10 protein-coding genes are annotated in these 13,820 nt (G+C 73.3%); 3 read left to right on the top strand and 7 right to left on the bottom strand.

Features of this window, described 5'->3' with window-relative positions:
* From FB465_RS25255 to FB465_RS25270, 4 genes are all read right to left on the bottom strand, one after another.
* The gene (locus FB465_RS25255) at positions 1-951 is read right to left on the bottom strand and encodes a carbohydrate ABC transporter permease (RefSeq protein WP_145794111.1); all 951 of its coding nucleotides are present in this window, start codon (positions 949-951) and stop codon (positions 1-3) included.
* Between the two features lies 1 nt (position 952).
* Positions 953-2,302 (bottom strand): ABC transporter substrate-binding protein, encoded by a 1,350-nt coding sequence (locus FB465_RS25260; RefSeq protein ID WP_145794113.1) that lies wholly within the window; start codon positions 2,300-2,302, stop codon positions 953-955.
* Positions 2,303-2,389: 87 nt separating this feature from the next.
* A complete protein-coding gene (locus tag FB465_RS25265) occupies positions 2,390-3,577 on the bottom strand; it encodes an ROK family transcriptional regulator (RefSeq protein ID WP_145794115.1) in 1,188 nt (395 codons plus the stop codon).
* Between the two features lie 234 nt (positions 3,578-3,811).
* Entirely contained in the window at positions 3,812-4,930 is a 1,119-nt protein-coding gene (locus FB465_RS25270; protein WP_484140826.1) for a mechanosensitive ion channel family protein, read from the bottom strand.
* 359 nt (positions 4,931-5,289) lie between these two features.
* On the opposite strand from FB465_RS25270, the gene FB465_RS25275 reads away from it, so the two are divergent.
* Entirely contained in the window at positions 5,290-5,910 is a 621-nt protein-coding gene (locus FB465_RS25275; protein ID WP_145794118.1) for an HNH endonuclease, read from the top strand.
* Between the two features lie 85 nt (positions 5,911-5,995).
* Here FB465_RS25275 and FB465_RS25280 read toward each other — a convergent pair whose 3' ends face one another.
* Positions 5,996-9,808 (bottom strand): glycoside hydrolase family 84 protein, encoded by a 3,813-nt coding sequence (locus FB465_RS25280; RefSeq protein WP_246192826.1) that lies wholly within the window; start codon positions 9,806-9,808, stop codon positions 5,996-5,998.
* Between the two features lie 332 nt (positions 9,809-10,140).
* Here FB465_RS25280 and malQ point away from each other — a divergent pair, with 332 nt between their 5' ends.
* Both malQ and FB465_RS25290 read left to right on the top strand, forming a co-directional pair.
* Complete coding sequence (malQ, locus tag FB465_RS25285) at positions 10,141-12,279, top strand: 4-alpha-glucanotransferase (RefSeq protein WP_145794120.1); 2,139 nt, start codon at positions 10,141-10,143, stop codon at positions 12,277-12,279.
* A 21-nt stretch (positions 12,280-12,300) separates the two neighbouring features.
* Entirely contained in the window at positions 12,301-12,531 is a 231-nt protein-coding gene (locus FB465_RS25290; RefSeq protein WP_145794122.1) for a hypothetical protein, read from the top strand.
* A 50-nt stretch (positions 12,532-12,581) separates the two neighbouring features.
* On the opposite strand, the gene FB465_RS25295 is transcribed toward FB465_RS25290, so the two are convergent.
* Together FB465_RS25295 and FB465_RS25300 are read right to left on the bottom strand one after the other, a co-directional pair.
* Positions 12,582-13,352: an FAD:protein FMN transferase gene (locus FB465_RS25295; RefSeq protein WP_246192827.1), complete on the bottom strand. Its 771-nt coding sequence runs from the start codon at positions 13,350-13,352 to the stop codon at positions 12,582-12,584.
* Positions 13,352-13,792, bottom strand: a complete 441-nt coding sequence (locus FB465_RS25300; RefSeq protein ID WP_145794124.1) for an FMN-binding protein — start codon at positions 13,790-13,792, stop codon at positions 13,352-13,354. The genes FB465_RS25295 and FB465_RS25300 overlap by 1 nt, the downstream gene beginning before the upstream one ends.
* Between the last annotated feature and the right edge of the window lie 28 nt (positions 13,793-13,820).

Below are 13,820 nucleotides of genomic sequence, written 5' to 3' on the forward strand. Positions count from 1 at the left end.
TCAGTCCTCGTTCGAGACGAATCCGGCGCCCCGGCGCAGCAGCAGGGAGGTGAAGGCCATCGAGATCGCGAACAGCACCAGGGCGACCACGCAGGCCGAGCCGGTGTCGAAGCGCTGGAAGCCGAGGCTGTAGACCATCTGCGGCAGCGTCCAGGTGGAGCCGTGCGGATAGCCGGGCTCGAACTGCTGGCCCGAGCCGCCGATCACGCCGCTTGCGACCTTCCCGGCGACGATCGCCTGGGTGTAGTACTGCATGGTCTGGATCACCCCGGTGACCACCGCGAACATCACGATCGGCGAGATGTTGGGGAAGGTGACGTACCGGAACCGCTGCCACGGGCCCGCACCGTCCAGCTCGGCGGCCTCGTACTGCTCCTTGGGCACGTCGAGCAGTGCGGCCATGAAGATCACCATCAGGTCGCCGACGCCCCACATGGCCAGCATGGTCAGCGCGGGCTTCGACCAGCTCGGGTCGGTGAACCAGCCGGGCTGCGGCAGGCCGAGGTCGCCGAGCAGGTGGTTGACGGGCCCGGTGCCCGGGTTGAGCAGGAAGGCGAAGGCCATCGTGGCGGCCACCGGCGGGGCCAGGTACGGCAGGTAGAAGGCGGTGCGGAAGAAGCCGGTGCCGGTCCTCAGCTTGGTGATCAGCAGCCCGATGCCGAGGCCGAAGACGACCCGCAGGGCCACCATCACGACCACCAGCCAGAGGGTGTTCCGCAGCCCCTGCCAGAAGAAGGGGTAGTGGTTGAAGACGTAATCCCAGTTCTTCAGACCGGTGAAGACCGGGGCCGTGAAGCCGTCGTACTTCATGAAGGAGAAGTAGACGGTGGAGACCAGGGGGTAGGCGAAGAAGACGCCGAAGCCGATCAGCCAGGGGGAGAGGAAGGCCAGCGTGCGGGCCGTCTCCCGGCGGTGCTTCCTCCGCAGGAGGACCGAACTGTGGAGAGCCATGTCACTTGGCCTGATTGACGGCCGCGTCGATCTCCTTGGCCGTGTTCGCCAGCCCGGCCTGCAGGTCGGTCTGCTTGCCGGACTCGAACTCGTAGCCCAGGTTCTGCATGCTCACCTGGTACGCGCCGCCGTTGATGCTGGCCGGGGTGGTGCTGGAGTCGGGGTTCCTGGCGATGTCCAGGAAGGTCTTGAAGTTCGGGTCGGCGTCCAGCTTGGGGGAGCCCAGGGCCTCGATGGTGCTGGGTACGTTGTGGATCGCGTTGGCGAAGCTGACCACCGCGTCGGTGTTGGTGGTCAGGTACTTGACCAACTCCCAGGCCGCCGCCTGCTTCTGGCTGGTCCGGGCGATGCCGATGATGGTGCCGGTCTGGTAGCCGCGGCCGTACGTGGCCGCCTGGTCGTCCGGCACCGGGAAGGGCGCGGTGGCCCACTCGAAGGCGGGCTTCTCCTCGGCCAGGGAGGCCGTCCGCCACTCGCCGTCGATGGACATCGCCACCTGGCCGGTGTGGAACGGGTTCTTGGAGCTGAACTCGTCGCCGAAGCCGGTGCGGTACTTCTCCAGCTTCTCGAAGCCGCCGAGCTTGGCGACCAGCCCCTTCTGCCAGGTGTACATCGCGGCGACCCTGGGGTCGGAGGCGATGTTCGACCTGCCGTCCTCGCCGAAGTACGTGGCGCCGTACTGGCCGAGGAAGTGCGCGGGGACGGACTCGTAGCCGTGGTACGTCGGCATGAAGCCGAGCTGCTTGTAGCCTTCGCCGTCTGCGATCGTCAGCTTGACCGCGTCCGCCTCGAACTCGCTGAAGGTCTTCGGCGGCGCCGTGATCCCGGCCGCCGCGAAGGCGGTCTTGTTGTAGTAGAGCCCGTAGGCGTCGCCGAGCAGCGGCAGCGAGCACTGGTTGCCCTGGAACTGGCTGTACTTGAGCATCGCGGCCGGGAAGGTCTTCGCCGGGTCGACGCCGTCCTTCTTCAGGAACGGCGTGAGGTCCGTCCAGACCTTGGAGGAGCAGAACTTGCCGACGTTGTCGGTGGTGAAGGAGGACACCACGTCGGGCGCGTCCGAGCCGCCGGCCCGCAGCGCCTGCTCGCTCTTGTCGTCCGCGATGTTGGCGACGACCTTGACATGGATGTTCGGGTGCAGCTTCTCGAAGGCGGCGACGTTGTCGTTGATCGCCTTCGTCTCGTTGTCCTGGCTCCAGCCGTGCCAGAAGGTGATGGTCACATCCTTGCCGGAGGCCGAGTCGTCCTGCCCGCCGCCCGAGTTCGTGCCGGTGCAGGCGGTCGCGAGGAGGGCCAGGACGGCGCTGCCGGTGAGGGCGGCGACCGTGCGGCGGGATCTGCGGGGAGTGTGCACTGGAGAGTCCTCCTGGGGGTACGGGGGCAGGCGTCATCGCCCTTCGGCCCGTGCATGGGGGATGGGTTCTTGCGGTTCAAGGGACGGTCAGTGAGTGCTGAAGGCCGCTTCCCGGGCGGTGGCGAGGGCGCGTTGCAGCGCGCCGTGCAGGACGGGGGAGCCGGGCACGGTGCTGCTGCGCACCTCCGGGCGGGGGATGGAGATGCCGGCCAGGGCCTCCTGGACGAGCCCGCGCAGCCGGTCGCCGCCGGCTGTCGGGATGCCGCCGGAGATCACCACCAGCTCGGGGTCGACCACCGAGACGATCACGGCGAGGCCGACGGCCAGCCGTTCGGCCAGGGTCTCCAGGAACCGGTCCCCCTCGTCGGGGGTGGTCAGCGCGAGGGCGATCGCCTCCTCGGCCGTCGGCGCGGCCAGGCCGTGCTCCCGGGCGAGGGCGAGTACGGCGTCCGCCCCGGCCAGTTCCTGGAAGCCGCCGGAGTTCTTCCGGCGGACGTTGTGGATCACGGGCGCGCCGGGCACCGGCATGTAGCCGACCTCGCCCGCGCCGCCGGTGAAGCCGCGGTGCAGCCGGCCCGCGATGACGATCGCGGCGCCGATGCCCTCCTCGGCCCAGAGCAGGACGAAGTCCTCGCAGCCCTGCGCGGCGCCGAAGGACTGCTCGGCGATCGCGGCCAGGTTGACGTCGTTCTCGATGCTCACCGGCGCACCGAGGGCCGCCTCCAGCTCGGCCAGCAGCCGGGGGGAGTGCCAGCCGGGCAGGTGGGAGGCGTAGCGCAGCTTGCCGCTGACCGGGTCGAGCGCACCCGGCACCCCGATCACGATCTCGCGCAGGGCGTCGGGGGCCAGCCCGGCCTTGCGTACCGCCTCGGCGACGGCCTCGGCCGTCCGCTCGACCGTGGCGGCGGCGGGCCAGCCCTTGGTCGGGGCCAGGTGCTCGGCGAGGGTTGCGCCGGTGATGTCGGCCACCGCGACCCGGACGTGGCTGGTGGTGACGTCCAGCCCGGCGACGTACCCGGCGGCGGGGTTGACCTGGTACAGCTGCGCGTTCGGGCCGGGGCCGCCGGCCGTGGTGCCGACCGGCAGGACCAGGCCGGCCGACTCCAGCCGGGCCAGCAGCTGGGAGGCGGTGGGCTTGGAGAGGCCGGTCAGGGTGCCGATCTGGGTGCGGGAGAGCGGGCCGTTGGCCAGCAGCAGCTCCAGGGCGGCCCGGTCGTTGATCGCGCGGAGCAGGCTGGGGGTGCCGGCGAGAGGGGTTCGGGTGTTCTCGGTCACGTGCCCGATCCTCCTCTGTCCCGGCGTGGTCCCGCTGCGCGGGGTGCTCCTGCGTTCAACTGTTAGGAAACTTTCCAATCACTGAGAAGGACGGTAGATCCCCGTCCCGGAGAGTGTCAATGACCTGCACGACGCTGGATGCCGAAGCGTTACCGGACATACGCAGTGACATGAAAAAAGACCCCGCCCCTGAGCTGGGGCGGGGTCTTCGCGGGACTGCCGGTCGGCCTGCTTCTATTCGGCCTGCTGTGCCGGGATCGGCTTGGCCGCCTCCGAGCGCGGCGAGCCCGGGTCCGCCAGCGCGGACGGCGCCGCCGCGTCCACGGCGGGGACGGCCACCGCGGGAGCGGGCTCCTCCTTCAGCTTGACCCCGGCCTCGTCGAAGGCCGTCTTGAGCCGCTGCCGCAGCGTCCGGCTGACAAGCGTCGCCTTGCCGGGCGTGGTCCTGGCCTCGACCCGCAGCACCACCGAGTCGGCGGCCACCGACTCGACGCCCAGCACCTTGGCCCGGCCCCAGATCAGCTCGTCGTACGGGGTCTCCTTGCCCAGCTGCTCGGCGATCCGGTGGATCAGCTCCTCGACCTGCGCCAGGTCCTCCTTGTAGCCGACCTGGACGTCCACGGACGCCGTCGACCAGCCCTGGCTCATGTTGGCGATCCGCTTCACCTCGCCGTTGCGGATGTACCAGATCTCGCCGTTGGTCCCGCGCAGCTTGGTCACCCGCAGGCCGACCTCCAGCACCGTTCCGGTGGCCACCCCGGTGTCGATCTCGTCCCCGACGCCGTACTGGTCCTCCATGATCATGAAGACCCCGGAGAGGAAGTCGGTCACCAGGTTGCGTGCGCCGAAACCGATCGCCACACCGGCCACACCGGCGCTGGCCAGCAGCGGAGCGAGATTCACCCCCAGCGCGGACAGCACCATCAGCGCCGCCGTACCCAGGATGGTGAACGAGGCCACGCTGCGCAGGACCGAGCCGATCGCCTGCGAGCGCTGCTGTCGGCGCTCGGTGTTGACCACGCCGCTGTTGGCCAGCAGCTCTCCGAGCCGGCCCAGGTCGGCCTCGTTCTCCGAGGGCTTGGTCATCCGCTCTATCAACTGCGTGATCAGCTTGCGCACGACCATCCGCAGGACCAGCGCGAGCACCACGATGAAGATGATCCGCAGCCCGCCCGCGACCCAGCTCTGCCAGTTGGCGTCCAACCAGGTCGCCGCCTGCTTGGTGGTGTTCGACACCTCGTCCGTGCTGGTCGGGAGCCTGAGGTCGAGCTGGGGCAGCGAGTCGGGCGGGGGCGATTCGCCCGACCCGTCGGACGCGGCGGCGAGGAGGCCGGTGGCACCGGACCGGAACACTTGCGGGGCCTTTCCTGCAGGGGTCGGTGGGCTCGGCCCGCCGGCATCCGGCACGGTGGTCGCCCGGGGACCTGCGGACCTCCGGGCCAGCCTATCGGCCGTCGGCCACCCGGTCGGAGGTCCCGTCAGTCGGTACCGAATGGGCCGAAGGGGCCGGAAACCCGGCGCCCGTGGTGCATCGTGGCCACCGCCTGGGCATATCGGGTATGACGGAACCCACAGCAGGTCCGTTACACGGGAGTGGTGGCGCCCTACAACGGCGTGAGGCGACACTGGTGGAGATCGCGTTGCTGAAACGGGCGCGATCACCCGCTCGTCCCGGCGCGAGCCACGCGCCGCAGGCGTCCAAGGAGGCATCCGTGCCGCATGTCCTGGTCCTCAACGCGTCCTACGAGCCACTCGGCGTCGTATCGATGCGCCGCGCACTCATCCTCGTCCTCAACCACAAGGCGGTCAGCCTGGAGGACTCGGAATTCACTCTGCACAGCGCCACCAGCGCCATCACGGCGCCGTCCGTCGTCAGACTGACCCGCTTCGTGCGGGTCCCGTTCTGCGGGCCCGTCCCGCTCACCCGCCGCGCCCTGTTCGCCCGCGATCACGGGCGCTGCGTCTACTGCGGGGCCGCCGCGACCAGCGTCGACCATGTCATTCCGCGCAGCCGGGGCGGCCAGCACCGGTGGGACAACGTGGTGGCGGCCTGCCGCCGCTGCAACCACACGAAAGCCGACCGTCACCTCACCGAACTGGGGTGGCGGATGAAGCGTCCCCCGGCCCCGCCCAGCGGCCTGGCCTGGCGCATCATCGGCACCGGGATCAAGGATCCGCGCTGGCGGCCCTACCTGGAGCCGTACGGCGCGACCGAACAGTTCCGCGAGTACGAGCACCACGACCATACCGACCACGGGGGCGCCCTGCCGGCCCCGCTCGGCCGGTCGCGCCCCATCCACCTCGGTGAGCACTCGGAACCGCTCTCCGCCTGACAGACAAGGGCCTGCCCGTCATCCTTCGGTACGCCTCATGGGCCGCCGCCGCACCCCCAGTGGGAGCGCCGGCGGCCCGCCGACGTCACGGGGTCGTGACCGGTGGCGCGGGTGTGACCGCGTAGGTCTCGATGCCGGTGAGCGAGTAGCCGTACCTGGTCGCCCGGGTGACGCCCTGCACCCGCAGGTACTGCACCCCGGGGGCGTCGAAGCGGACCGTCTCGGTGCCGCCCCAGCTGCCCTCCACGGTGGCCACCGTGGTCCAGGTGACGCCGTCGGCCGAGGTCTGCAGCCGGTAGGCGGAGGCGTACGCGTCGCCCCAGTGCAGCACCGCCGAGCCCAGCCGCGCGGCCTGCGGCAGGCGCAGCTGCACCCAGGCGTCGTCCGCCGGGGGCGAGGACCAGCGGGTCTTCGGGTCGCCGTCGTTCACCGCCGAGGCCGGGACGGAGGCGCTCGCGTCGGCCGAGGAGCTCGCCGTGGCGGTCGGTGCGAGATCCGGTCCGCCGGTCGGCGGCACCACGTGCACCTGCAGCACCTGCCGGACGGTCAGCCCGCCCGCCGTGAAGGTCACCGGCACCTCGTACGTCCCGGAGGGCGTCCCGGCCGCCGCCGTGATCTGCAGCGGTGCGGCGACCCGGCCGCCGCGCGGCACGGCCAGCGCGGCCGTCGGAGCGATCGTGAGGCCCTTGGCGACGGCCGGGACCTCGGTCCTCAGCTCACCGGTGGTCCCCTCCGCGCGGCCCGACTCGATCACGGCCCGGGTCTGTGCTGGGGCGCTCTGGCCGGCGATCACGTCCAGCACGGTGGCCGAGAGGCTCAGCCGGGCCGCCGGGGTGTCGGTGAACCAGGGGATGATCTGGTTCACCACGGGCGCCTCGCCGCCGGGCGCCCAGACCAGACGGATCGCGTCGGCCGGCTGTCCGCCGCCGGGCAGCTCGTTGTACCCGGGCTGTGCGGTGCCGATCGGCGCCCAGGTCCCGTCCGCCCGCCGCAGCTCGACGGTCGCGGTGGCCCGTACCGTCGGGTCGGTCAGCACCGTCACCCGGTCCATCGGGCGGGCGGCGCCGAGCTCCACGGTGAGCGGGGCGTCGCCGGCCGCCGGCGCGGTCGCAGCCCGGTACGCGGTGTCGGGGTTGCCGTCGAGCACGGCGGCGGGGGAGGAGCCGGGGGCGGCGGCCGGGCCGCCGGTGACAGCCGCCGCGGTGTCGCCGGGCGCGGTCACGCTGAACTCCCGGACCGCGACCGCCGTCTTCTGCCCGGCGGTGGCGCGCAGCCGGACGGCCTTGGCGACCGTGCCGGCCGGGGCCGTGGCGGTGAGGCTCTTCTGGTTGTGCACCTTGGCCAGCTGCTTCCAGCCGCCCTCGCCGGTGGAGTACTCCAGCACGCCGTCGCGCAGGTAGTCGTCGGCCGCGCTCCGGGAGTCCGGGTCGTCACCCCAGGAGCCCATCAGCACGGTGACGGTGCCCAGCGGCCGTCCGACACCGAGGTCCAGGCCGACGGCGTCGCCGGCCTGCGGCGGGACGGCGCTCCAGTAGAAGGAGCCGACGTCGCCGTCGGTCATCAGGGCGGGCGCGTGGTCGTGCGAGGTGCCCACGGTGGTGGTGGGCGCCAGGGTGCCCGCACTGACCCCCGACCAGCTGTCGGCCGACTTCAGCGCCCGCTCCAGGAAGGGCCCGAGCACGCCGCTGCCGACCGTCGCCGCGCCCTGGGTCAGCTGCTCGCGCAGTCGCCGCAGCTCGACCCGGGCCTGCCAGGCGGCCGTGCCGTCCCCGCCGTGCTGGGCCAGCAGCATGTCGACGGCGGCCTGCCCGGCCCTGCCGTACGCGCTCAGCTGGGCGAGCCAGGGCGCGGCCTCGGCACCGACCTGGTCCGCGGCGAGCGCCTGCTGGGCGCCGGCCATGGTGGTGAAGGCGTCCCGGACGGGGGCCGCGGCCTCCCGGAGCCTGGCGAGGTCCGGAGTGTTCCCGCCGGTGGGCTCCAGGGCGGCCCAGAACCGCTCGAGCAGCGGTGTGAGGTAGCCCGACTCGGGCTTGGCCAACGGGGAGGAGGAGCTGTTGCCGGCCAGTGCGGTGAGCGCGGCCAGGCCGGCGTCCGAGCCGGCCAGCGGGCGCAGCGCGGCCCGCCAGGAGTCGGCGGGGCGGTACCCGGCCGGGTTCCAGGCGAAGTCGGCGGCGGTCGCCAGCGGGATGCGCGAGGTGACGGGCTGGCGCATCGCGGCCGTCAGCAGCACCTCGGACCGGCTCGCCACCTCGGGGTCGCGGCCCGCGTAGGCGCCGAGGTAGAGCCGGTCGGGGGTGGAGTCGTTGACGGGGTAGTTGTCCAGCGTCATCAGCGGACGGCCGAACAGCTTCGCCTCCTCCGCCAGCTGAGCGCCCGAGACCTTGGCCGGAATCACCGAGCCGCCGCTCCAGGCGACCTGCACCCCGTGCGGCATGGCGGCCGCCAGCGCCGTCCGGTAGGGGCTCGCCCCCGCGTGCTGGTACTCGGTGGGGACGACGGAGAGCGGAGCGAGGTCCGGGTGCCGGGCCGTCAGCCGGTCCTGCACCTTGCCGACCAGCGCCGCCTGCGCCCTGGCGGCGGCGGCCGGGCCCGTGCCGTACGCCCTGCGGTCGCCGGAGCAGTGCCACTCGTTGTAGCTGACGTCCAGGAACTGCAGCTGGAAGGCGCCGAAGCCGAGCCGGCGCAGCGACTCCAGCTTGTCGACGAGCGCGTCCAGGTCCTTGGAGGAGCTGTAGCAGAAGGACTGGCCGGGGTCGATCGAGTAGCCCAGCGTGACGTGGTTCATGCGGGCGCGCTCGGCGAGCCTGCCCAGCTCGGCGGCCTGCGCCTCGGGGTACGCCTCGCGCCAGCGGGCCAGGCGGTAGGGGTCGCCGCCGGGGGCGTACAGGAAGAAGTTCTGCTTGCTGCGGCCCAGGAAGTCGAGCTGGTCGAGCCGCTGCCCGGTGGTCCACGGGGTGCCGTAGAAGGACTCGGCGGTGCCGCGTACCGTCGCGCCGCTGGGCCAGTCGCGGATGCTCACACCGGGGAAGCCCTTGGCGCCCTCGCCCTGGCCCTGGCCGGGCTGGACGGGGGCGAGCAGCTGGCGCAGGCTCTGCGCGGCGTAGAAGGTGCCGGTCCGGTCCACCCCGGCGAGCACGACGGCGCCGTACGTGCCCCCGTTCGGGGCCGGCAGCTGGCCGGCGGCGAGCAGGTATCCGCCGTCCGGCAGGCCCGCGAAGGAGGGTGCGGCGGTGTCCTTGCCGCCCGCCGCCGTGGCGAGGTCGCGCAGCGCGCGGTCGGCCGCCCCGTCGGCGTCCTCCGACGGACCGCCGACGTACACCACCAGGGAGCCGGCGGCGGGGGCCTGCGGAGCCGTGGTGATCTCGGTGGCCCCGGCGGCGGAGAGGATCTCCCGGACGGCGTCCAGGGCCGGGCCGTCCGCGTGGCCGGCGGCGACCAGGCTCACGCTCCTCGGCACGCTGACGGGGCGTCCGGCGGTCTTCAGCTCCTGCGGGCGCGGGTAGACCTGGGGGTCGGACATCGTCCCGAGCGGGGTCTGCGGCGCGCTGCTGACGGTGCGTTCCTGGTTCGGCGCGGCGTACCCGGGCGTGCTCACCAGCAGCCCGCCGACCACGGCCGCCGCCGAGAGGGTGGCCGCGATCTGCAGGGTCGTCCGGCGGCGGCCGGTGCTGCCGGCCGTCTGCCGTTCCGCCCGCACCGAGGCGAGCAGCGGCTCCGTCCCCTTGAGATCGGCGATGAGCCGGTCCGCGGTCTTCGGCGCCAGCTGCCGCACCGTGCGCGCGGTGGCCCGCCGGGCGGCCAGTGCCGCCGGGTGCTGCAGGACCTCCCGCAGGGCCGGACTGTGCTCGATCTGCTGCCTCAGCCGTCGCCCCGCGACGACGGACACACGCGCCTGCACAGGAGCCTCCTCGCACCGAATGCCCAGCTCACCGGCCCGGCATCCGCCACCCGCCGACCAGCCCCGCCACCCTCGACCCACCTCGTCGGGACAGCCCACCAGCTGCTTGGTCCGGTGTCAACGCCGCTGGCTGGTATGCCCGATATGTGGAGCCTCATCCTGCTTGCCCGGGGTGGCGGCGGACTCAGCGCAGCTGTTTCGGCCGTCAGAGGGGCTGCACCAAGTTCACCCGTAGCGGTGAGCGGCGGGCCGTGTCGGTCGGGGTCGGCCGGGCCGGGCGCGGGTAGGACTGGGGAGTCCCGTACGGCCTCCTAGACCGCAGGAGCCCAAGATTGGCCGCATACCTCGACCGTGACGCGGAGCATGCCGACGAAGGCAGCCGCCAGGCCCCAGCCCAGGACGCCCCGCCACCCCCGCCCGAGTTGGTGGCGCTGGCGCACGCGCACGGGGTGGACAGTACCTACGACCCCGGCAGCGGGCCGGTGCCGGTGGCCGCGCACACCCTGGTCGCGGTGCTGGCCGCGCTCGGGGTGGACGCGAGCACGCCGGAGGCCGTACGGGAGGCGCTGGAGCGTCACCGGGCCGAGGTGGCGGGGCGGTTGCTGCCGCCCTGTGTGGTCGTCAGGTCCGGGCGGCGGACGGCGCTGGACGTGCCGGCCGAGGCGCGGCTGAGCGTGGAGCTGGAGGACGGCGGCACCTGGACGCTGCCCGCCGGGCGCTCGCACTGGCTGCCCGCCGACCTGCCGCTCGGCCGGCACCGGCTCACGGCGCGGGTGGCCGGGCGGGAGGAGTCCGCCGTGCTGGTCGTGGCGCCGCAGCGGCTCGGGGAGATCGAGCAGCGCAGCTGGGGCTTCCTCGCGCAGCTGTACTCCGTGCTGTCGGAGCGCTCCTGGGGCATGGGGGACCTCGGCGACCTCGCGGAGCTGGCGTCGTGGTCCGGCAACGCCCTGGGCGCGGGCTTCGTCCAGATCAACCCGCTGCACGCGGCCGTGCCCGGCGCACCCTCGGACCCGTCCCCGTACCGCCCGTCCTCCCGCCGCTTCGCGGACCCCGTGCACCTGCGGGTCGAGGCCGTCCCCGAGTACGCCTACGCCGAGCTCGGCGACCTGCCCGAGCGCGCGGGAAGGCTGCGCGCCGAGGTGCTCCGCCACGACGGGCTGATCGACCGGGACGCGGTCTGGGCGGTCAAGCGCGAGGCGCTGGAGATCCTGCACGGCGTCCCGCGCGGCGTCGGCCGGGAGGCCGCCTACCGGGCCTTCGTCGAGCGCGAGGGCGACTGGCTGGAGCAGTACGCGACCTGGTGCGCCCTGGCCGAGGAGCACGGCGGCAACTGGCACAGCTGGCCGAAGGGCCTGCGCCGCCCGGACAGTCCGCATGTGACCAAGGCCAGGCAGGACCTCCGGGCGCGGGTCGAGTTCCACCGCTGGCTCGCCTGGCTGGTGGACGAGCAGCTCGGCGCCGCCCAGCGGGCCGCCGAGGAGTCCGGGATGCCGGTCGGCCTGATCCACGACCTCGCCGTCGGCGCCCACCCGGACGGCGCCGACGCCTGGGTGCACCAGGACGTGCTCGCCGAGGGCATCTCGGTCGGCGCGCCACCGGACGCCTTCAACGCGCACGGCCAGGACTGGGGCCTGCCGCCCTGGCGCCCGGACGCCCTCGCCGCCGCCGGGTACGCCCCCTACGCGGAGCTGCTGCGGGCGGCCGCCCGGCACGCCGGGGCGATCCGGATCGACCATGTGATGGGCCTCTTCCGGCTCTGGTGGGTACCGGCCGGTGCCCCGCCCACCCAGGGCGCGTACGTCCGCTACGACGCGGAGGCGATGCTCGGGGTGCTCGCCCTGGAGGCGCACCGCGCGAGTGCCCACGTGATCGGCGAGGACCTCGGGACGGTGGAGCCCGGCGTGCGCGAGGAGCTGACGGCACGTGGGGTCCTCGGCACCTCGGTGCTCTGGTTCGAACGGGACTGGCAGGACAAGGGCGCCGTGCTGCCCCCCGAGCGCTGGCGGGCCGCCTGCCTGGCCACCCTCACCACCCACGACCTGCCGAGCACCGCGGCCCGGCTCTCCGGCGAGCACGTCGAGCTGCGCCACCGCCTGGGGCTGCTGGCCCGCCCGCTCGGCGAGGAGCAGGCGGAGGCGGCCGCCGAGCTGGCCGACTGGCGCACCGAGCTGACCCGGGCCGGGCTGCTCGCCGAGGGCGCCGAGCTGACGCCCGAGGCGCTGTACGCCTTCCTGCTCGCCACCCCCGCCGAGCTGGTGGGCGTCTGGCTGCCCGACACCGTGGCCGACCCGCGCCCGCAGAACCTCCCCGGCACCTGGGACCAGTACCCGAACTGGCGCCTGCCCGTCGCCGACCGCGCCGGGAACCCCGTGACCCTGGAGCAGCTGGCCCGGGCCGCCGGGACCGCCGGGCTCACCGCCGCTCTCACCGCCGCGCTCGGAAGGCGCACCCCGGCGCGCGGGGGCTCATGAGCGGCCGGTACCTTGGGAAACGTGGACAAGAGGAACGCTTTGCGCGCTGGTGCGGTCTCCGCAGCGGCCACGCTGATGATGCTGATGACGTCGCCCGCCATGGCCCTGACCCGGGACGACGGCGACGACCCGGGCTCCGGTCTGAGCGTGGCTCAGACCCTCGGCCTGTACGTGCTGCTCCCGATTGCCCTGTTCCTGATCATCGCCGGGCTGGTCATGCTGCCGTCGCTCGGTAAGGGCAAGAAGAAGTAACCACAGCTGCACCTCACCGAGCGCCGCCGGGGCCCACGCCCGGGCGGCGCTCAGTGCGTACCGGGCAAGGTCCAGTGGGTCGGGCGCAGGGCGGCCAGGTGGCGGGGGAGACCGGTGGTCCAGCGCTTGCTGCCGTCGGGGAGGACGGCCAGCGCCTCGATCCCCGGGCGTTCCTCGACCCAGGCGAGAGCGCGGTCCGGGCCCATCGCGAAGGCGGCGGTGGTCCGGGCGTCGGTGCGGGCCAGGCGGTCGCCGACCAGGGTGAGGGAGGCCAGGGCGGCGGCCGGGCGGCCGGTGTGCGGGTCCAGGATGTGGAGACCGCGTTCGGTGGTGCCCGAGGTGGCGACGGCGAGGTCGCGGCCGGTGACGACGGCGGCCAGGGCGTCCGGCCGGAGCGGGTGGGCGATGCCGATCCGCCAGGGGCCGCCGCAGGTCTGGACGTCGCCGCCGCCGCTCACGCTGTGCTGCCGGGAGCCCGCCGCGTGCAGGGCGCGGGACGCCTCCTCGACCGCCCACCCCTTCACCCAGCCACTCGGGTCGAGGCGGCCTCCGGGACGTTCGGTGAACCAGCCGTCCGTCTCGGCGGCGACCTCGCGGCAGCGCTCCAGCACCTCGGCCACGGCGGGGTCGCACTGAGCCGGCGTCAGCTCGCCGCGCCCGAGCCGGCTGATGTCGCTGTTCGGCCGGTAGGTCGAGAAGACCTCGTCGATCCGGTGCAACCGGGCGACGATCCGGCGCAGGGCCTCGGCGGTGGCCGGCCCCGGGTCGCGCACGGTGAACGAGAAGACCGTGCCCATGACGTGCTCGGCGTGGCGCAGCATCAGAGCCCCGCCTGGTCCAAGGCGCTCTGCAGGGAGCGGGTGTAGCCGTCGCTGGTGTACGTGGCGCCGGAGATCACGTCGATGCCGGCGCTCTGGGCGGCGATGGCCTCCTGGTTGAGCAGCGGCAGGGCGTAGCTGTTGATCTCCTGGTCGCGGTGGTCCTGGGAGGGGTACTGGACCACGTCGATCTTGGTGATCTTCGTACCGTCGAGGGTGACCTTGACCTGCACCGCGCCGTAGCGGGTGTCGATCGCGCTGCCGGTGATCGAGCGGGTGCTGCTCGAAGCGGAGGCGGAGGCGGACGGGGATGTTGTCTCGGTGGACCCGCCGGAGCTGATGACCTTGCTGCTCGCGGCCGTACCGGTGTCGTGCGGCTTGAGGGAGAGCAGCAGGATCACCCCTGCGACGGTGGCGGTGCCGGTGACGACGGCTCTGCGCACGGGAGACTCCTTCTGGTTCGGAGGGCGA

The sequence above is a fragment of the Kitasatospora atroaurantiaca genome (assembly GCF_007828955.1).
Lineage (GTDB): Bacteria > Actinomycetota > Actinomycetes > Streptomycetales > Streptomycetaceae > Kitasatospora > Kitasatospora atroaurantiaca.

Excerpts from the sequence above, each read along its gene's own strand:
- FB465_RS25255 (WP_145794111.1), bottom strand. The coding sequence starts at position 951 with ATGGCTCTCCACAGTTCGGTCCTCCTGCGGAGGAAGCACCGCCGGGAG.
- FB465_RS25295 (WP_246192827.1), bottom strand. The coding sequence starts at position 13,352 with ATGCTGCGCCACGCCGAGCACGTCATGGGCACGGTCTTCTCGTTCACC.